The sequence below is a fragment of the Fischerella muscicola PCC 7414 genome, assembly GCF_000317205.1.
Lineage (GTDB): Bacteria > Cyanobacteriota > Cyanobacteriia > Cyanobacteriales > Nostocaceae > Fischerella > Fischerella muscicola.
Window position 1 is genome coordinate 1 of the sequence record NZ_AJLK01000117.1, and the last position, 17,077, is coordinate 17,077.

At 44.9% G+C, this 17,077-nt stretch carries 28 protein-coding genes; all 28 read right to left on the minus strand.

Annotation, left to right across the window (positions count from 1 at the left end; genetic code table 11):
• Positions 1–152: 152 nt before the first annotated feature.
• The 28 genes from prfA to rplB all read right to left on the minus strand — a co-directional run bounded on the left by prfA (position 153) and on the right by rplB (position 17,031).
• Entirely contained in the window at positions 153–1,253 is a 1,101-nt protein-coding gene (gene prfA / locus UYI_RS0118110; RefSeq protein ID WP_016868066.1) for a peptide chain release factor 1, read from the minus strand.
• Positions 1,254–1,355: 102 nt separating this feature from the next.
• Entirely contained in the window at positions 1,356–1,595 is a 240-nt protein-coding gene (rpmE, locus tag UYI_RS0118115) for a 50S ribosomal protein L31 (RefSeq protein WP_016868067.1), read from the minus strand.
• Positions 1,596–1,737: 142 nt separating this feature from the next.
• A complete protein-coding gene (gene rpsI / locus UYI_RS0118120; protein ID WP_016868068.1) occupies positions 1,738–2,154 on the minus strand; it encodes a 30S ribosomal protein S9 in 417 nt (138 codons plus the stop codon).
• Positions 2,154–2,609 (minus strand): 50S ribosomal protein L13, encoded by a 456-nt coding sequence (gene rplM, locus UYI_RS0118125; RefSeq protein ID WP_016868069.1) that lies wholly within the window; start codon positions 2,607–2,609, stop codon positions 2,154–2,156. Before rplM ends, rpsI begins: the two co-directional genes overlap by 1 nt.
• A gap of 173 nt (positions 2,610–2,782) precedes the next feature.
• On the minus strand, positions 2,783–3,610 hold the full coding sequence (gene truA, locus UYI_RS0118130; RefSeq protein WP_016868070.1) for a tRNA pseudouridine(38-40) synthase TruA: 828 nt from the start codon (positions 3,608–3,610) through the stop codon (positions 2,783–2,785).
• A gap of 88 nt (positions 3,611–3,698) precedes the next feature.
• A complete protein-coding gene (gene rplQ, locus UYI_RS0118135; protein WP_016868071.1) occupies positions 3,699–4,049 on the minus strand; it encodes a 50S ribosomal protein L17 in 351 nt (116 codons plus the stop codon).
• Between the two features lie 93 nt (positions 4,050–4,142).
• The gene (locus UYI_RS0118140) at positions 4,143–5,090 is read right to left on the minus strand and encodes a DNA-directed RNA polymerase subunit alpha (RefSeq protein WP_016868072.1); all 948 of its coding nucleotides are present in this window, start codon (positions 5,088–5,090) and stop codon (positions 4,143–4,145) included.
• Positions 5,091–5,446: 356 nt separating this feature from the next.
• A complete protein-coding gene (gene rpsK, locus UYI_RS0118145; RefSeq protein WP_009455552.1) occupies positions 5,447–5,842 on the minus strand; it encodes a 30S ribosomal protein S11 in 396 nt (131 codons plus the stop codon).
• A 54-nt stretch (positions 5,843–5,896) separates the two neighbouring features.
• On the minus strand, positions 5,897–6,277 hold the full coding sequence (gene rpsM, locus UYI_RS0118150; protein ID WP_016868073.1) for a 30S ribosomal protein S13: 381 nt from the start codon (positions 6,275–6,277) through the stop codon (positions 5,897–5,899).
• A 103-nt stretch (positions 6,278–6,380) separates the two neighbouring features.
• Positions 6,381–6,494 carry a 50S ribosomal protein L36 gene (gene rpmJ, locus UYI_RS35005; RefSeq protein ID WP_071588098.1) on the minus strand — a complete coding sequence of 38 codons (114 nt, stop codon included), beginning with the start codon at positions 6,492–6,494 and terminating at the stop codon, positions 6,381–6,383.
• 113 nt (positions 6,495–6,607) lie between these two features.
• Positions 6,608–6,832 carry a translation initiation factor IF-1 gene (gene infA, locus UYI_RS0118155; protein ID WP_006276978.1) on the minus strand — a complete coding sequence of 75 codons (225 nt, stop codon included), beginning with the start codon at positions 6,830–6,832 and terminating at the stop codon, positions 6,608–6,610.
• 230 nt (positions 6,833–7,062) lie between these two features.
• Entirely contained in the window at positions 7,063–7,614 is a 552-nt protein-coding gene (locus UYI_RS0118160; RefSeq protein WP_016868074.1) for an adenylate kinase, read from the minus strand.
• Positions 7,614–8,939 carry a preprotein translocase subunit SecY gene (gene secY / locus UYI_RS0118165; RefSeq protein ID WP_016868075.1) on the minus strand — a complete coding sequence of 442 codons (1,326 nt, stop codon included), beginning with the start codon at positions 8,937–8,939 and terminating at the stop codon, positions 7,614–7,616. The genes UYI_RS0118160 and secY overlap by 1 nt, the downstream gene beginning before the upstream one ends.
• Before the next feature lie 155 nt (positions 8,940–9,094).
• Entirely contained in the window at positions 9,095–9,538 is a 444-nt protein-coding gene (gene rplO / locus UYI_RS0118170) for a 50S ribosomal protein L15 (RefSeq protein WP_016868076.1), read from the minus strand.
• An 83-nt stretch (positions 9,539–9,621) separates the two neighbouring features.
• Positions 9,622–10,146: a 30S ribosomal protein S5 gene (gene rpsE, locus UYI_RS0118175; RefSeq protein WP_016868077.1), complete on the minus strand. Its 525-nt coding sequence runs from the start codon at positions 10,144–10,146 to the stop codon at positions 9,622–9,624.
• A 181-nt stretch (positions 10,147–10,327) separates the two neighbouring features.
• Positions 10,328–10,690: a 50S ribosomal protein L18 gene (gene rplR / locus UYI_RS0118180; protein WP_016868078.1), complete on the minus strand. Its 363-nt coding sequence runs from the start codon at positions 10,688–10,690 to the stop codon at positions 10,328–10,330.
• A gap of 2 nt (positions 10,691–10,692) precedes the next feature.
• A complete protein-coding gene (gene rplF / locus UYI_RS0118185; protein WP_026086027.1) occupies positions 10,693–11,241 on the minus strand; it encodes a 50S ribosomal protein L6 in 549 nt (182 codons plus the stop codon).
• A 211-nt stretch (positions 11,242–11,452) separates the two neighbouring features.
• On the minus strand, positions 11,453–11,854 hold the full coding sequence (rpsH, locus tag UYI_RS0118190) for a 30S ribosomal protein S8 (RefSeq protein WP_009455535.1): 402 nt from the start codon (positions 11,852–11,854) through the stop codon (positions 11,453–11,455).
• 21 nt (positions 11,855–11,875) lie between these two features.
• Entirely contained in the window at positions 11,876–12,421 is a 546-nt protein-coding gene (gene rplE / locus UYI_RS0118195) for a 50S ribosomal protein L5 (protein ID WP_016868081.1), read from the minus strand.
• A gap of 123 nt (positions 12,422–12,544) precedes the next feature.
• On the minus strand, positions 12,545–12,895 hold the full coding sequence (rplX, locus tag UYI_RS0118200) for a 50S ribosomal protein L24 (protein WP_016868082.1): 351 nt from the start codon (positions 12,893–12,895) through the stop codon (positions 12,545–12,547).
• Positions 12,895–13,263 carry a 50S ribosomal protein L14 gene (gene rplN, locus UYI_RS0118205; protein ID WP_009455531.1) on the minus strand — a complete coding sequence of 123 codons (369 nt, stop codon included), beginning with the start codon at positions 13,261–13,263 and terminating at the stop codon, positions 12,895–12,897. The genes rplX and rplN overlap by 1 nt, the downstream gene beginning before the upstream one ends.
• 99 nt (positions 13,264–13,362) lie before the next feature.
• On the minus strand, positions 13,363–13,611 hold the full coding sequence (rpsQ, locus tag UYI_RS0118210; RefSeq protein ID WP_016868083.1) for a 30S ribosomal protein S17: 249 nt from the start codon (positions 13,609–13,611) through the stop codon (positions 13,363–13,365).
• 6 nt (positions 13,612–13,617) lie between these two features.
• The gene (gene rpmC / locus UYI_RS0118215; protein ID WP_016868084.1) at positions 13,618–13,845 is read right to left on the minus strand and encodes a 50S ribosomal protein L29; all 228 of its coding nucleotides are present in this window, start codon (positions 13,843–13,845) and stop codon (positions 13,618–13,620) included.
• Positions 13,846–13,848: 3 nt separating this feature from the next.
• Positions 13,849–14,280: a 50S ribosomal protein L16 gene (gene rplP / locus UYI_RS0118220; RefSeq protein ID WP_016859441.1), complete on the minus strand. Its 432-nt coding sequence runs from the start codon at positions 14,278–14,280 to the stop codon at positions 13,849–13,851.
• A 278-nt stretch (positions 14,281–14,558) separates the two neighbouring features.
• A complete protein-coding gene (gene rpsC, locus UYI_RS0118225) occupies positions 14,559–15,311 on the minus strand; it encodes a 30S ribosomal protein S3 (RefSeq protein ID WP_016868086.1) in 753 nt (250 codons plus the stop codon).
• Between the two features lie 45 nt (positions 15,312–15,356).
• On the minus strand, positions 15,357–15,719 hold the full coding sequence (rplV, locus tag UYI_RS0118230; RefSeq protein ID WP_009455518.1) for a 50S ribosomal protein L22: 363 nt from the start codon (positions 15,717–15,719) through the stop codon (positions 15,357–15,359).
• A gap of 80 nt (positions 15,720–15,799) precedes the next feature.
• Positions 15,800–16,075 (minus strand): 30S ribosomal protein S19, encoded by a 276-nt coding sequence (rpsS, locus tag UYI_RS0118235; RefSeq protein ID WP_009455516.1) that lies wholly within the window; start codon positions 16,073–16,075, stop codon positions 15,800–15,802.
• 92 nt (positions 16,076–16,167) lie between these two features.
• Positions 16,168–17,031: a 50S ribosomal protein L2 gene (rplB, locus tag UYI_RS0118240; RefSeq protein ID WP_026086028.1), complete on the minus strand. Its 864-nt coding sequence runs from the start codon at positions 17,029–17,031 to the stop codon at positions 16,168–16,170.
• Between the last annotated feature and the right edge of the window lie 46 nt (positions 17,032–17,077).

Below are 17,077 nucleotides of genomic sequence, written 5' to 3' on the forward strand. Positions count from 1 at the left end.
GAGGTCTATATTTAACAGTTATCAGTTATCAGTAAAATCCTTGGCGAAACACCACACCAATTGGTGGTAGATGTTGGTGGCGGGTAACAGCCCTACACCACACGCTTTGATAACTGATAACTGTTGACTGTTCACTGATTTAACAGCCTCTATTAATTCATTGCCCCAGAAGCAGCAAGTTCTGCCAAACGTTCTTGCTGATCCTGAGAGATACAAGACTGAATCAGTTGTTCTAAATCGCCTTCTAGAACTGGGCTGAGGGAGAAGTTTTGCCCAAGACGATGGTCAGTAACTCGGTTATCTTTATAATTGTAGGTGCGGATTTTTTCGGAACGTGACCCTGTACCTACTTGCGATCGCCGCATGGAAGTTACTGCTTCTTGTTGTTCGCGTAACTTCATTTCATACAGCTTTGCCCGCAAAATCTGCATTGCCCGTTCTTTGTTTTGTAACTGGCTGCGTTCTTCAGTACAGAAAATCCGAATCCCCGTTGGTTTATGGAACAAGTCAACCGCAGTTTCTACCTTGTTGACGTTTTGTCCACCAGCACCACCGGATCGGGCTGTAGTCATTTCAATATCTTTGGGATCAATGTGGACTTCCACATCATCGACTTCTGGCATAATGGCGACGGTGGCTGTGGAAGTGTGAACTCTTCCTCCAGCTTCAGTGACTGGTACACGCTGAACGCGATGCACCCCAGCTTCAAATTTTAATTTGCTGTAAACGCTGTCTCCCTGGATTTCTAGGATTGCTTCTTTAAAGCCGCCCATCTCTGCCAGGGATTCACTGACTAGCTTAACTCGCCAACCTTGAGTGCCAGCATAACGTTCGTACATGCGTACTAAATCAGCAGCCCAGATACTAGCCTCTTCACCACCAGTCCCTGCCCGAATTTCCAACATGATATTTTTATCATCGTTAGGATCGCGGGGTAGCAGCAATATCTTTAGACGGTTTTCTAAGTATTCTATTTTCTCTTCTAATTCTTGAACTTCCAGGGCTGCCATTTCTTGCAGTTCGGCATCTCCCTGAGATTCTTTCAGTATTTGCCGTGCCCCTGTGAGTTCTTCTTGGGCTGTTTTCCAAGTTTCATAGGTATTAACTACTTCTTCTAACCCTGAGCGCGCCTTTGCCACTTTCTGATACTCATCAGGATTTTTAGCGGTATCGGGGTCAGCAAGACGACGGGTTAGTTCATTAAAAGTTTGTTCAACAGATCTAAGTTTCTCCAGTAAATATTGTTCAGCCATGATGAGTGCGATCGCTCCTTAAAATAACAAGTTGGCCTGAGCATTTATGACAAGCGACCCAGCAGATGCAGGGTCGTCATTACCAGCAACAGAGCCAACCCGCTACTTTTTCTTTTTGCCGCCAGAAGCTTGATCGCCCCTCATGCCATACTTCCGCATGAAGCGCTCAACACGACCTTCAGTGTCAATAATCTTTTGAGTGCCGGTGTAGAAGGGGTGGTTTCCAGACCAAACATCTACGTGCAGTTCTGGCTTGGTGGAGCCGACGGTCATTACAACCTGACCGTTGCAGTAAACTTTAGCTTCTGGATACCACTCAGGATGAATACCAGGTTTAGCCATTGTTCCTTTTGTGGTGAATATACTACAATTATAGCTTTGGTGTTTGATTAGGACTAGGGAATGAAAGGGAGACAAGGGAGACAAGGAGGATAATAAACACCAATACCCGATCCCCAATCCCTGATCCCCGATCCCCAATCCCTTATCGCTTCGAGTACTGAGGGGCTTTGCGAGCTTTGTGCAAGCCGTACTTTTTCCGTTCTTTGGCACGGGGATCGCGGGTGAGATAGCCTTCAGCCTTTAGAGGTGAGCGATTATCAGGATCAAGTTGGCATAAAGCACGAGCCACTCCTAAACGAATTGAATTGGCTTGGCCAGTCAAGCCACCGCCTTCGGCTTTCACCAAAATATCATATTCGTTTTCCAGTCCTAAAGTTTCTAGAGGTGCTTTGATGCCTCCAAGATAATTAGGATTGAACTGGAAATACAAATCTCCAGGTTTGCCATTGACAATCAATTGTCCAGTGCCTGGAACTAGGCGTACTCGTGCGACCGCAGACTTACGACGACCAGTACCCCAGTACATAGCGCGACCGCTAGTGTTATCTGTTGCTTGCATTAATCTTGTTCTCCTGGAATAGTATTAATTTTTAGCTCTTTTGGTTTTTGGGCATCATGGGGGTGAGTTGGCCCAGCGTATACTTTTAACTTAGTGAACAACTGTCGTCCCAAGCTATTTTTCGGTAGCATTCCTTTGACAGCGTGTTCAATAATTCGTTCTGGTAAACGCCCTTGGAGTTTGGCAAAAGTTTCCGTTTTCATCCCGCCAGGACGACCGGAGTGACGACGATAAATCTTTTGGGTACGCTTTTTACCAGTTACCGCTACTTTATCAGCATTGACTACTATTACGAAGTCACCTGTATCCATGTGAGGCGTGTAATGAGGTTTATTTTTGCCTCGCAGAACCATAGCGATTTCGCTGGCTAGGCGTCCAAGACGCTTGTCGGTAGCGTCTACGACGTACCAATCACGCGTTATAGAATCAGTAGGAGGAAGATATGTTTTGTTCATTGTTAATTGTTATTTGTTGATTGTTGTTTGTTGTTTGTCATTAGTTAATTGTTATTTGTTGATTGTTGTTTGTTGTTTGTCATTAGTCATTTGTTATTTGTTATTTGTTGGTTGTTCTAATCAATTGTTAACTACTAACTACCAACTACTAACCACTAACTAATGACCAATGACTAATGACTAATGACAAAAAGTGGCTGAGTGTCAAACCAGACTGCTTTTGGAAAGGGAAAATCTGGATAACCGACTCGCAATAAGCATAAGCCGTGGGCAGGGGCAGCATGTTTTACTTCTTCCCGCCGTTCATTTTTCCAGAGGTCAGTGAAGTTAGCAAGCGATCGCTCTCCTGTTCCTACCTGCACTAACATTCCTACTAATAGCCGCACCATTCCATACAAAAATCCATTGGCTTGTATTTCTATATGGAGAAACGGCCCATTCCGATAACACTCTACTGCTTGCACCTCGACCCAAGAATGCTTACGTGCTGAGTTGCTACGGTGAAATGCAGCTAAATGATGATGTCCGAGTAAGGGTTTTAATGCTGCCTGAATTAAAAATTCATCTAGGGGTGCATGGTAGTAATGCCAACTGAAGTGCCTCACAAACAAGTTCGGCTGTTCTCCAGTGTATATGGTGTAGCGATAACGTCGATACACTGCGCTAAAGCGAGCGTGCCAAGATTCGCTGACACCTGCTGAAGCTAAAATCAATATGTCTTCGGGCAGGTAACTATTCAGAACGGTTGCCCATTTGTGAGCTGGAATTTTACCAGTCGCATCAAAATGAGCTACTTGAGCTGCGGCGTGGACTCCGCTATCAGTACGCCCTGCTCCGTGTAGTGTAACAGAATGACCTAGTAAATTAGCTAAAACTTTCTCTACTTCTTCCTGTACACTACGGTGATGTGGTTGCCTCTGCCAGCCATGAAAATGAGTGCCCAGGTATTGAATTACCAGGGCGACTCGTTGTTTTGGTGTAGGCTGGTGGCTTTCTAACATAGAATCAACTCAAGGCTGAAGTGTGAAGTATGAAGTATAAAATCTAATTTTTTACCTTCTGCCTCCTGCCTCCTGCCTTCTGCCTTCTTTATACCAGTTCAATGATTGCCATCTCAGCATTATCACCACGACGAGGCACGGTATGTAGGATACGAGTATAGCCGCCTTGACGATTACCGTAACGAGTGGGAGCTTGCTCAAATAGAGCATGAACTAATTGTTTATCGTAAATGTAGCCAAGGGCTTGACGGCGTGCCGACAGGGAACCGTCTTTAGCTAAAGTGATCATTTTATCTACTTCGGCTCTCACTACCTTAGCTCGCTGTAGGGTGGTGGTAATTCGACCATGACGAATTAACTCAGTGGTGAGCGCACGCAACAGGGCGCGACGTTGATCAGCTGGTTTGCTGAGTTTTTTGACACGACAACGATGACGCATAACTATGAACCATTTAAAGATAACGCTTACTAAGAAAGTTATTAGTTAGTCCATAGTCTAATCATTAATTGACTATTGACTACTGACAAATGACTAACCGTGTTTAGAAGACCTTTCAGTTGGTAGGGTAATGCCCAAGCGTCGCTGTAGTGCTTCAACGACTTCTTCCGCTGACTTCTGACCAAAGTTTTTAATTTCTAATAGGTCTTCTTGGGTATAATCCAACAAATCTGCTACCGAGTTAACTTGCGCCCGCTTGAGACAGTTATAAGCTCTTACAGAAAGCTGCAACTCTTCAATCGGAATTTGAGCGGTAGGATCATCTGGGATATCAGAATCTGTATCTGTTTGTCTGATATCAATATCTTTTAAGGGATTGAATAAGTCTACCAAAATTCCGGCTGCGGAAGAGAGAGCTTCTTGAGGGCTAAGACTGCCATTTGTCCAAACTTCTAGAAGCAATCTATCTCTTGGCATTCCGTTATCGCCACGAGTCTCTTCAACACTGTAGTTAACTTTTCTGACTGGCATAAATACCGAGTCAATTTGCAGGAAATCTAGAGATGTGGCTTCCTCACGACCTCTTTCTACGGTGCGATACCCTTTGCCTTTTTCAATCCGAAATTCCATTTCTAGCTTTCCCCCTTCGGCGAGAGTAGCTATGTACTGGGTCGGATCCATGACTTCTACTTCACTCGGTAAATCGAAGTGTGCTGATGTGACTGTAGCCGGACCGTTGACGAGTAAACGACCTATTTGGGGTTGAGAGGAATAACTTTTGAGAATTACTTCCTTCATTCTCATGAGGATTTCTAGTACATCCTCTCTGACGCCAGGAACGGTGGCAAATTCATGTGTTACCCCTGCAATTCGTACTGCTGTGACAGCCGTACCTTCTAGATTTGACAACAATACCCGTCTGAGGGCGTTGCCAACGGTTGTTCCTTGGCCCCGTTCCAGAGGTTCTAGGATAAATTTACTGTAGTGGCTCCGACTTTCCTCTGTACTAGACTCTACACATTCAATTTGAAACTGCGCCACGGAGTAGCCTCCCTTGTTCTAAGGTCTTACTAGTAGACAGATATAGACTGCCTACAAATTTGGATTTTTGCCTTGTGTTTGAGGTTGAGCAAACTAAATACTTTGCTTAATGAGCAATTAAGTTTAATACTCTACCAACTTACAGGCGCTACTATTTTTTAGGTTTTCCGAAGTTTAGCAGCCCTCTATACCAACTAGGGCTTACGAACTTCGGACGGCCACTATACGTGTGAGGGAAACAGGTAAGTTTAACAGTTATCAGTTATCAGTTATCAATGATTAATTAATTGCTGTTCACTGTTCACTGTTCACTGGTCACTGTCCACTGACTACCTTTACCACCCAACAAGTCGTATTTAGACTCGACGGCGTTTGGGAGGGCGGCAGCCGTTGTGAGGAATTGGGGTAATATCTCGAATAAGCGTTATTTCGAGTCCTGCTCCTTGCAGCGCCCGGATGGCTGTTTCCCGACCTGCTCCTGGCCCACTCACCATTACCTCAATTTGGCGCATTCCCTGATCGATCGCTCGGCGTGCTGCACTTTCAGCTGCGGTTTGAGCTGCAAAGGGAGTTCCTTTTTTTGCTCCTTTAAAACCGCTAGAACCAGCACTTGCCCAAGAGATCACATCTCCGTTTTGATCGGTAATGGTGACAATGCTATTGTTGAAAGTAGATTGGATGTAAGCAACACCATTTGGTACGTTGCGTTTCTGTTTTTTGCTCCCGGTCTTTTTGCTTGGTTGTCGCGCCATATCGTTGTGATTGGATGAATGTAAAACTTGCTAACAGCAAGCATTGCCAAAAATTTATTTCCCTGGTGCTTTCTTCTTACCAGCGACTGTTTGTCGTCTTCCGCGGCGGGTGCGGGCATTGGTGCGAGTTCTCTGTCCTCTCACTGGTAAACCCATGCGATGACGACGCCCTCTGTATGTACCAATATCAACTAGGCGCTTGATGTTCATCGCTTCCCAGCGCCTCAAGTCACCTTCGACTTGATAGTTTTCTTCTACTTCTCCCCGTAGGGCTGCTACATCAGCATCACTGAGATCCTTGACACGAGTATCAGGATTTACACCCGTAGCCTTTAAAATCTCCTGCGATCGCGATAGACCAATTCCATAAATATAAGTTAGACCGATTTCAACACGCTTATCGCGTGGTAGGTCTACTCCGGCAATACGTGCCACAACAATGTCTCCCTAATTTGCTTGCTAGTGATGTAAGTTAGTGTTTAACGATGGTTTTGTCGTTTTACTTCACCAAGTCTTAAGAGTTGTACCTTAATTCGCTCTAACCTTGGCGCTGTTTATGCTTCGGATTGGAACAGATCACCATAACACGACCCCGACGGCGGATCACGTTACACTTTTCACACATTTTTTTGACTGAGGCTCTGACTTTCATGCTTGCTAATTGACTCCAAATGTTAAATTATAGCATTTTCCGATAAATATTGAGTTAAATTACAGGAAGAAAACTAATTGTTTTGAAGGTGTGGTATATTAAATTACATAGAGTTATTTCTTCCGTAATCGATAAGTAATTCTGCCCTTTGTCAAGTCATAGGGAGTTAGCTCCACCTTGACGCGATCGCCAGGTAAAATTTTGATATAGTTACGGCGAATCTTGCCAGAGATATGAGCTAAGACGTTGAAGCCATTATCTAAATCAACGCGAAACATGGCGTTGGGCAATGACTCCGTAACTGTACCTTCCATTTCAATCAAATCTTGCTTAGACAATTTATTTTTCCCTCAATTCAACACTTCTTCATTCATTTCCAGCTATTGATAGTCTGCAAATGAACATATTTTTAGAAAAATATCAACAGTTTATTAATATATCTTATCCAAGATTTACATGTATTTGCCTACTACTGGGGGAGTAGGGGTATAGGGGTGTGGGGGTGTAGGTGAGTTTGAGTAATAAATTCGTCTTACACCCATGTACGCTTATCCCCTTAAACCCTTTTTCATGAAATAGCCTTTTTCAGTTCGGCAGTGACTTCTTCTAGGGACTGATTGCCGTTGATAGTGATTAATTGGTGGCGATCGCCATAATAGTCAATCAAGGGAGCAGTTTCAGAGCGGTATACTTCCAGGCGACGGCGAATAACCTCTTCTGTATCATCAGCACGCCCTCGTTGTAGCAGACGATTAACTACAACATCATCTGGCACATCTAAATTGACTACCTTTTCCCCCTGCTGTTCTAGTTTTTGCAGTAATTCTCCTAGAAAAGCTGCTTGCTTCACAGTCCGAGGAAAGCCGTCCAAAATCCAACCTGACTTGGTATCCGGTTGACAGAGGCGTTCTTCCACCATTTCCTCTACAAGCTGATCAGGAACTAGCTCACCCCTATCCATATAAGCTTGGGCTTTTATACCCAAAGGAGTTTGCTCTTTCAATGCTTGACGTAAAATATCACCCGTGGAAATATGGGGAATTTCGCAGTCAAGGGCCAATGTTTTAGCTTGAGTTCCTTTACCAGCACCCGGCGGTCCCAAGAAGATTAATCGCGTCACTATTGCTTCACCATTCCTTCATAGCGCTGAGAGATCACATAAGTTTGGACTTGCTTTGCTGTATCAATCGCCACACCTACTAGAATTAGCAAAGACGTAGCACCCAACCCTCTAAAAGTTGGTACTCCTAAAGCTGTTTCTACAGCAGTGGGGATGATCGCAATCAAGCCTAAAAAGATAGCACCCAAAAAAGTTAGTCGATTCAAAATGCGCTCTATATACTCGCTAGTGGCTTTACCCGGACGTATTCCAGGAATACTAGAACCCATTTTTTTCAGGTTCTGGGCCACATCAACTGGGTTTACTATCAAAGATGAATAGAAGTAGCTAAAAAATACAATTGAAACGAGGTAAACAAGGGCATATACCCAAGACTGAGAACCACCAGGACTGAGATAAGTGTTGATAATATTCGCTAGCTGGGGATTTTTGGTGAAATTGGCAATAAACAGTGGCAAACTGAGGATTGCAGCCGCAAAAATGATTGGCATAACTCCACCTTGGTTCAGACGTAAGGGGAGATAGCTACGCTGTTCAGCAAAAATGCGCCGACCGACTTGGCGACGAGCAGAAATAATTGGAATACGGCGAATTGCTTCCTGAACAAAAACGATACCAACAATTGTGAATAGAAAAACTAGAACCAATACAATTACTGGGCCTACTCTTTCTCGAACAATTTCTTGACCACTACCTTGGATATAAGCAATGGTATCGCTCAGGGATTTAGGCAGTGTTGCCACAATGTTGACAAAAATCAACAAAGATGCTCCATTACCAACGCCACGCTCTGTAATAACTTCTGATGCCCACATTACAAACATAGAACCAGCTACAAGCGCAACAGCTGTTTCAATTACGAAAATGGGGCCAAAATTCAAGGCAAAAGGTCTTAACCAAAATGCTGCCAAGAAAACACTTTGTAAAATTGCCCAACCCAAAGATACATAGCGGGTAATTTGTGAAATCCTCCGCCTTCCTGCTTCCCCTTCGTTTTTTTGTAAGTTTTCTAAATATGGAATCGCAGCTGTAAGCAATTGGATGATAATCGAAGCATTGATATAAGGCAGAATACCTAAGGCAAAGACTCCCAATGCAGATAGACCGCCTCCGGAGAATATATCCAAAAAGCTGAATATCTGATTATTACTATTAATTGCTGCGGCAAACTGCTGTCGATCAATTCCTGGTATAGGTATATGTATACCTAGACGAATCAAAATGAGAATACCGATGGTAACAAGCAGCCGGCCTCTTAACCCTGCTGCTTGCGCCATTTGCATAAAAGTTTCTTGAGCGGTTGGGGGTTTATCTCGACTGATCATAGAGGGCTACCTTTGAAGTATGAAGTATGAAGATCAGAAGTGTGAAGAATGTGGAAGTGTGAAGCACGAAATTTGAAGTATTAAGTTTTTCATCTTTTATCCTTCATCCTTCATCCTACCCTGTGGTAAGCCGCCCTAAAGGGCGTCTATAACCTTCACACAACCTCACAACTTCCGCCTGCTGCCTCAATTTTGCTACGAGCTGTACCTGTAAATGCTGCGGCCTGTACTTTGAGCGGAACATTTAATTCCCCATTCCCCAAAATTTTCAATGGCCCTTTGGCAGCAGTCAGAATACCTGCTTCTTGTAAAGAGGTCAAAGTAACTTCTGTGTTAGCTGGAAGTGAGGCGAGCTTCTCTACATTAATCGTAGTGTAATTTTTACGGTTAACTAAGGGAAAGCCTTTTAGTTTGGGTATGCGACGGTACAATGGCTGTTGACCACCTTCAAAACCCGGTCTGGTGCTGCTACCAGAGCGAGCTTTTTGACCCCGCATACCTTTACCAGCACTTGCACCTTGACCGGCAGAGACACCTCTACCTAAACGGCGACCACGTTTTTTAGACCCTTTTTGGGGACGAACATCGTTGAGTCTCATAAGCAATAAATTAAGCAAAATTCGTCATTTGTTATTGGTCATTCGTCATTTGTCATTTGCTAAGGACAAAGGACAAATGACTTTTAAATGTAAAGATTCTCTACAGCAATACCTCTATCTTCAGCTACCTCAGAGAAGGTACGTAAGGTAGTGAGGGCATTGATAGCAGCTCTAGCATTATTTAGGGGATTGTTGGAACCAAGTTGCTTAGCTAAAACATTACGCACACCTGCCAACTCTAGTACGGTACGAACCGCACCCCCAGCAATTACACCAGTACCAGGAGCTGCTGGTCGCATAATTACTTTTGCACCACCGCCAGTACCATCAACGGGATGAGGTATAGAGTTGGACTTAGTGATAGGAATGTCAATCAGATGTTTTTTACCATCGGCTACACCTTTTTTCACCGCACCAATTACATCTGAAGCTTTACCCACTCCTACACCAACTTGACCGCGTTCGTTGCCAACAACTACGATCGCGCGGAAGCTGAGTTTTTTACCACCTTTGACTACCTTACTTACACGTCGGATCTGAATGACCCGCTCTTGCCAGTTGGTTTCTTCTTTTTTAACGCGGTTAGTTTTACGACGATTTGTTGCCATTGTCTAATTTCCTGTGTCATTTGTCATTTATCATTTGTCATTTGTCATTTGTCATTTGTTGCTCGTTATTTGTTGTTTGTTGTTTGTTGTTTGTTGTTGTTGGAAGCAACCAACCACTAACTAACAACTACTAACTACTAACTACTCACCATTGACTAATGACCATTGACTCTTGACAAATTTAGAAATCTAACCCAGCTTCACGTGCTGCATCAGCTAGTGCTTTGATCCGACCGTGATAAAGATTACCACCGCGATCAAACACGACTTTGGTTATACCTTTTTCTAATGCTCGCGTTGCAATTAGTTTGCCAACTTCAGTTGAGGCTTGAATATTCCCTCCAAAGGTGAGCTTGGATTTGAGTTCTGGTTCTACAGTGGAAGCTGCCACTATGGTGTGATGTTGGGTATCATCAATCACCTGAGCATAGATGTGTTGGTGGGAGCGAAATATTGCCAACCGTGGACGTTCTGGAGAACCGCTGACTTTCCCACGAATGCGCCGATGACGACGCTGTTTTGATTCTCTACGAGTAAGTTTCATATTTACTTCTTACCACTCTTACCAGTCTTACCAGCTTTACGTCTAACTGCTTCGCCAGCGTAGCGAATACCTTTGCCTTTGTAAGGTTCGGGTGGACGAACAGCACGAATTTTAGCTGCTGTGTTCCCGACTACTTCTTTGTCGTAACCGCTGACAATTACGTTAGTATTATTTTCAACTGCAAACTGAACTCCCTCTGGTGGCGCTATCTGTACCTGATGACTGTAACCCATATTTAGAACTAGGTTACGACCTTGGATTTGCGCCCGGTAGCCAACCCCTTGAATTTCCAAACGGCGTTCAAATCCTTTGGAAACTCCTTCAACCATGTTGGCCACCAAGGTACGGAATAAACCGTGTAACTGCCTAGAAGTACGTGACTCATCTCGGCGATTAACCGTTAGTATTTCCCCATCTTGGGACAAAATCACATTAGCGGGAAGTTCGCGCGAAAGTTCGCCTTTTGGGCCTTTGACACTCACCTTGGCGTTATCAAAAGTTACTTGGACTTTTGCGGGAACTGTAATTGGGCGTTTACCAATTCGAGACATAACTTTATCTTTGTTGTTAGTTGTTTGTTGTTTGTTGGTTGTTAGTTGTGAGTCAGCGCGGTCTTGGGGGTTCTCCCCCAATCCCCACTCCCTGTCGGTCGTGGGGGCCCCGAGTCCCCCATGAGCGACTGCGAACCCGGAGGGTTGGTTTTTACTACTAACCACTGTACAGACGTGCCACCTCTCGTCTCTACAACCACTAACTAAATGACTACCAAACGTAGCAAAGTACTTCACCACCCAAGTTCTGACGCCGTGCTTCTCTGTCGGTCATGATGCCACTAGATGTAGAAATAATGGCGATGCCTATGCCACCTAATACCCGTGGTAATTCTTTTTTATTTGAATAAACGCGCAAACCTGGTTTACTTACCCGTTTCAAAGTAGTGATAATAGGTTGACGATTTTTACCCTTATATTTCAGTGAAATTACTAGGTTGCGCTTGCTTCCTTCTCCAACATCTTCGTAATCACCAATGTAACCTTCTTCTCGAAGCACTTTAGCGATATTACGGGTCATTTTTGTGGATGGCACTTGTGTAGTTTGATGCCGCGCCAGATTGGCATTGCGGATGCGCGTCAACATATCAGCAATTGTGTCGTTAGTCGCCATCGTCTCCTCGTTTAATTGAACTTATTGTTCCCGAAAGGGCATTCCCATTTCTTTTAGTAAGGCACGACCTTCTTCATCATTCTTAGCTGTGGTGATGATGGAAATATCCATCCCTCGGATTTGGTCAATGCTGTCGTACTCAACCTCTGGAAAAATCAGCTGTTCTCTAACGCCAAGGGTATAGTTACCACGACCATCGAAGCTTTTGGGACTAACACCACGAAAGTCGCGAATTCTGGGTAGAGTCAGGTTGATTAATCTGTCGAGAAAGGCATACATCCGTTCGCCTCTCAAGGTAACCATGATTCCAACAGGCATACCTTGACGAATCTTGAAGCCTGCGATCGCTTTTTTCGCTCTTGTCACTACAGGCTTTTGCCCTGTGATCAAAGCAATTTCACTTAAAGATGCTTCTAGGGCTTTAGCGTTTTGCGCTGCTTCTCCCAATCCTCGGTTGACAGTTACTTTCACCAATTTTGGTACTTGGTGAACGTTGGTGTATCCAAACTGTTTGGTGAGGTTGGGGACTATTGTTTCTTGGTATAAACTTTTAAGTCTTGTTGGCATAGTTTTTTGTCCTGGTTGTCCCTGGGCTTGGTCAGGGAAATAGCATTTTGTTGTTTGTTGCTTGTTGGTTGTTGTTTGTTAATTTTTCCGATCAACTACTAACTACCAACTGACAACCAATAACTATTTATCGATAATCTCACCTGTTTTCTTGAGCATCCGTACCTTCTTACCTTCTTCGGTAAAGGTGTAGCAGATGCGACTAGCGACGTTCTGCTTGGTGGAGTAAAGCATGACATTGGAACTGTGAATTGGGTATTCCTGGGTGACAATGCGCCCGGATTCACCTTCAGCTTGGGGCTTGACGTGCTTGGTTTTGATATTGACGCCTTTGACAATTACTTTGCTTTCTTGAGGCAAAGCTTTGATAATCTCGCCAACTTTGCCTTTGTCTTTACCAGCAATTACCTGGACGGTATCTCCAGCTTTGACATGCATTTTGTAGAACTTTGGCTTTTCTTTTTTGCTTGCCATTACAGCACCTCCGGAGCCAAAGAAACGATTTTGGTAAAGTTTTTATCACGCAGTTCTCGAGCAACGGGGCCAAAGACGCGAGTGCCTTTAGGATTGCCGTCTTTATTAATGATGACTGCGGCGTTGTCGTCAAAACGGATGCTCATACCGCTATCCCGCTTAATATTGTGGCGGGTACGAACAATCACTGCTTCTACAACATCTGATTTTTTGATAGCCATATTTGGCTGGGCATCTTTGACAACAGCAATAATTCTATCGCCCACAAAACCGTAGCGACAGTTACCTGCTCCTAAAACACGGATACACATGAGTTTACGAGCGCCGCTGTTGTCTGCAACATTTAGGTAAGTCTGGGGTTGGATCACAATAACTCTCCTTATGGTTGGTAATTGCTAATTGATAATTGCTAATTGGTAATTACTAGTTGTCTTACCTATTACCCATTACCCATTACCCATTACCCATTAAGTATTTTTTGTAGTCAGAATTTCTGTGACTTGCCAGCGCTTGGTTTTGCTCAGGGGTCGGGTTTCTTGAATGCGGACGCGATCGCCTATTTTACAGCGATTTTCTTCATCATGAGCTTTATAACGCCGGGTTTTCACCACAATTTTGCCGTACTTGGGATGGGGAGCGCGGTTTTCAACAGCGACTACAACTGTTTTTTGCATTTTGTCGCTCACTACCAAGCCAACTCGTTCTTTAACTGCCATAATCTCCTACTCTTGTTCTTTTGCGGCTTGACTTGCGGCCCGTTTGCGTTCTGACTCTACCGTCAGCAATTGAGCTAAGCGGTGTCGGGCATGTCGAAACAGGTGTGGTTTTTCTAGCTGTCTAGTTGCTTTTTGCAAGCGCAATTGAAATAACTGTTTTTTGACGGCAAGAATTTCCTCAGCCAGTTTTTCGTCACTTAATTCTCTTGCTTCCGAAATCTTGGGAAGAGGCATAACTTACTCCTGCTCCTGTGGTTCTATTTCAGAACGTGAAATGAATTTGGTTTTAATAGGTAGCTTGTATGCTGCTAAGCGCATTGCTTCGCGGGCGGTAGCTTCAGGTACACCGGCAATTTCAAATAAAATTCGTCCAGGCTTGACTACTGCTACCCAATATTCGGGAGAACCCTTACCAGAACCCATCCGGGTTTCTGCGGGACGCATTGTTACAGGCTTATCAGGGAAAATGCGAATCCAGATTTTACCACCCCGACGGATGTAACGGGTCATGGCTCGACGCGACGCCTCTATTTGTCGAGCGGTGATCCAAGCTGGTTCTTGAGCTTGGAGAGCAAAATCACCAAAGTTCAGGGAACTACCAGCAGTGGCTAGACCTTTCATGCGTCCGCGCTGCTGTTTGCGGAATTTCGTTCTTCTAGGACTTAACATGATGTGTTAGTTGTTGGTTGTTAGTTGTGAGTCAGCGCGGTCTTGGGGGTTCTCCCCCAATCCCCACTCTCTGTCGGTCGTGGGGCCCCCGAGTCCCCCATGAGCGACTGCGAACCCGGAGGGTTGGTTGTTAGTTGTGAGTCAGCGCGGTCTTGGGGGTTCTCCCCCAATCCCCACTCTCTGTCGGTCGTGGGGCCCCCGAGTCCCCCATGAGCGACTGCGAACCCGGAGGGTTGGTTGTTAGTCGTTACTACTAACCACTAACTATTAACCACTAACTATCCTTCGTTAGAGCGGTCTTCAAATTGCTGACGACGGCGTTGTTGACGACGACGTGGTTCACGCTCCCGTGTTGTTGGTGGGGGAGGTGCTTCTTCTTGTCCAGGAATAATTTCTCCTTTGAATACCCAGACTTTGATGCCAAGAATACCGTAGATGGTTTTTGCTGTGCAGTAAGAGTAGTCAATGTCAGCCCGTAGGGTATGTAAAGGTACTCTACCTTCACGCGTCCACTCTGTGCGAGCGATTTCCGCACCATTGAGACGACCACTAACCTGGACTTTGATACCTTGTACACCAGCACGTTGGGCGCGCTGAATGGCTTGACGCACAACTCGGCGGAAGGAAACGCGGCGTTCTAGCTGTTGAGCGATGTATTCAGCAATTAGGTAAGCATCAGCATCAACACGTTGTACTTCCACAACGTTGATGCGGATTTGACGATTGCTGCCCAACAGGTCTTGAAGTCCGGTACGCAATGATTCAATACCTTGCCCACCTCGACCTACAACTACACCTGGACGTGCCGTGCGTACTTCCAGATCAATTTGATCCGCTTTACGCTCAATCCGCACTTCCGAAATGCCTGCATTGTTCTGAGCGTATCTACCCAGTTTATCCTCGATAAAATTACGAAGTTTGTGATCTTCTTGTAGGAGTTCTGGATAGCGGCTAGGGTCAGCAAACCAACGAGATTGATGCTCTTGGGTAATTCCTAGACGAAAACCAACTGGATGTATTTTCTGTCCCACGAAATGCTTTCCTCTAAAATTTCTTTCAGCTATGGGTATAAGTAACTATTCAGCTGAGGCTCCAGGAGCAACAGCGACTGTAATATGACACGTTGGTTTGCGAATTTGGTACGCTCGACCTTGCGCCCTTGGTTGAAACCGTTTCAGAACTGGCCCTTGATCTGCATAGGCCTTAGTAATTACTAAATCTGCCCGATCCAATCCTTCGTTATGCTCTGCATTGGCAGCAGCGCTTCTGAGAACCTTCAATACTGGTTCACAAGCGCGATAGGGCATAAATTCTAGAATGATCAGCGCTTCTCGATAAGACCGTCCACGAATTTGATCGAGTACCCGACGCACTTTATAAGGGGACATGCGTATATAACGGGCGATCGCTTTTACTTCATTAGTAGTATCAACAGCCATAGTTTTCTCCGTTTTAGTTAGTGGTTAGTAGTTATTGGTTAGTAGTTACTGTCCACTATCTACTAACCACTAACTACGTTCTACCTTCCTGCTTTTTTATCTTTGGCATGACCTCTAAAAGTACGTGTGGGAGCAAATTCGCCCAGCTTATGTCCCACCATTTGGTCACTGATGAAAACGGGTACGTGCTGCCGTCCGTTATGAACGGCAATGGTATGACCAACCATTTCCGGCAGAATTGTGGAAGCTCGTGACCAGGTTTTGATCACTTCTTTTCTATTGCTTTCGTTAAGCTTCTCAATTTTGCTGAGCAAGTGATCTGCTACGAAAGGACCTTTTTTAAGAGAACGACCCATAGTTTATTTGGTGTTAGTTGTTAGTTGTTGGTTGTTGGTTGTTGGTTGTTAGTTGTTAGTTCAAACAACAATCAACAAACAACCACGAACATTTATGATTCACGACCACCGCGACCGCGCTTAGAGGACTTACGGCGACGGCGTACAATTAACTTGCTACTTGGCTTTTTCGGTTTGCGTGTCTTGAGACCCAATGCTGGTTTACCCCAAGGAGTAACAGGCCCGGAGCGGCCGATGGGTGCGCGACCTTCACCACCGCCGTGCGGGTGATCGACTGGGTTCATGACGCTACCTCTAACATGGGGACGGCGGCCTTTCCAGCGATTTCTACCTGCTTTACCTGCACTCAAGTTTCTGGCATCAATGTTACCCACCTGTCCAATGGTGGCGTAGCATTCCCGACGGATCATGCGGACTTCTCCTGAAGGCAACTTCAGGGTGACATAGTTACCTTCTTTGGCTACGACTTGAGCTGTTGCGCCAGCAGAGCGAACGATTTGACCTCCTTTACCAGGAGTCAGTTCGACGTTATGAACGCTCGTACCCAAAGGAATGTTTGCCAAAGGTAAGGCGTTACCATCTTCAATGGGAGCATTGACACCAGCAATTACTGTTGTTCCAACTTTCAATCCGTTGGGCTGGAGAATATAACGTTTCTCGCCGTCTTGGTACTGTAAAAGGGCGATGCGGGCGTTACGGTTGGGGTCGTATTCAATGGCGATGACTTCAGCGGGAATATCACGTTTATTACGTTTGAAGTCGATGATCCGGTAAAGCCGCTTGTGTCCGCCTCCCCGAAAGCGGCTGGTGATCCGCCCTTGGTTATTGCGGCCTTTGGCGCGATGTACAAATTTGGTTAAAGACTTTTCCGGCTCAGTTTTGGTAATTTCTGAAAAGTCGGAAATAGTTACCTGGCGAGTACTGGGGGTATAAGGGCGAAAAGAACGAGTACCCATAATTTTAGTTGTTAGTTGTTGGTTGTTGTAGAGACGTGCCATGGCA

Coding starts and splice junctions, on each gene's coding strand:
- rpsS (WP_009455516.1), bottom strand. CDS start 16,075: ATGGGTCGTTCTCTTAAAAAAGGTCCTTTCGTAGCAGATCACTTGCTC.
- rpsK (WP_009455552.1), bottom strand. CDS start 5,842: ATGGCGCGACAACCAAGCAAAAAGACCGGGAGCAAAAAACAGAAACGC.
- rplP (WP_016859441.1), bottom strand. CDS start 14,280: ATGTTAAGTCCTAGAAGAACGAAATTCCGCAAACAGCAGCGCGGACGC.
- rpmJ (WP_071588098.1), bottom strand. CDS start 6,494: ATGAAAGTCAGAGCCTCAGTCAAAAAAATGTGTGAAAAGTGTAACGTG.
- rplM (WP_016868069.1), bottom strand. CDS start 2,609: ATGAACAAAACATATCTTCCTCCTACTGATTCTATAACGCGTGATTGG.
- rplE (WP_016868081.1), bottom strand. CDS start 12,421: ATGCCAACAAGACTTAAAAGTTTATACCAAGAAACAATAGTCCCCAAC.
- rplX (WP_016868082.1), bottom strand. CDS start 12,895: ATGGCAAGCAAAAAAGAAAAGCCAAAGTTCTACAAAATGCATGTCAAA.
- rplF (WP_026086027.1), bottom strand. CDS start 11,241: ATGTCTCGAATTGGTAAACGCCCAATTACAGTTCCCGCAAAAGTCCAA.
- rpsH (WP_009455535.1), bottom strand. CDS start 11,854: ATGGCGACTAACGACACAATTGCTGATATGTTGACGCGCATCCGCAAT.
- rpmE (WP_016868067.1), bottom strand. CDS start 1,595: ATGGCTAAACCTGGTATTCATCCTGAGTGGTATCCAGAAGCTAAAGTT.
- rpsI (WP_016868068.1), bottom strand. CDS start 2,154: ATGCAAGCAACAGATAACACTAGCGGTCGCGCTATGTACTGGGGTACT.
- rpsE (WP_016868077.1), bottom strand. CDS start 10,146: ATGGCAACAAATCGTCGTAAAACTAACCGCGTTAAAAAAGAAGAAACC.
- prfA (WP_016868066.1), bottom strand. CDS start 1,253: ATGGCTGAACAATATTTACTGGAGAAACTTAGATCTGTTGAACAAACT.
- rplQ (WP_016868071.1), bottom strand. CDS start 4,049: ATGCGTCATCGTTGTCGTGTCAAAAAACTCAGCAAACCAGCTGATCAA.
- secY (WP_016868075.1), bottom strand. CDS start 8,939: ATGATCAGTCGAGATAAACCCCCAACCGCTCAAGAAACTTTTATGCAA.
- rplB (WP_026086028.1), bottom strand. CDS start 17,031: ATGGGTACTCGTTCTTTTCGCCCTTATACCCCCAGTACTCGCCAGGTA.
- rplO (WP_016868076.1), bottom strand. CDS start 9,538: ATGAGACTCAACGATGTTCGTCCCCAAAAAGGGTCTAAAAAACGTGGT.
- rpmC (WP_016868084.1), bottom strand. CDS start 13,845: ATGCCTCTTCCCAAGATTTCGGAAGCAAGAGAATTAAGTGACGAAAAA.
- rpsQ (WP_016868083.1), bottom strand. CDS start 13,611: ATGGCAGTTAAAGAACGAGTTGGCTTGGTAGTGAGCGACAAAATGCAA.
- rplR (WP_016868078.1), bottom strand. CDS start 10,690: ATGAAACTTACTCGTAGAGAATCAAAACAGCGTCGTCATCGGCGCATT.
- truA (WP_016868070.1), bottom strand. CDS start 3,610: ATGTTAGAAAGCCACCAGCCTACACCAAAACAACGAGTCGCCCTGGTA.
- rplV (WP_009455518.1), bottom strand. CDS start 15,719: ATGGCTGTTGATACTACTAATGAAGTAAAAGCGATCGCCCGTTATATA.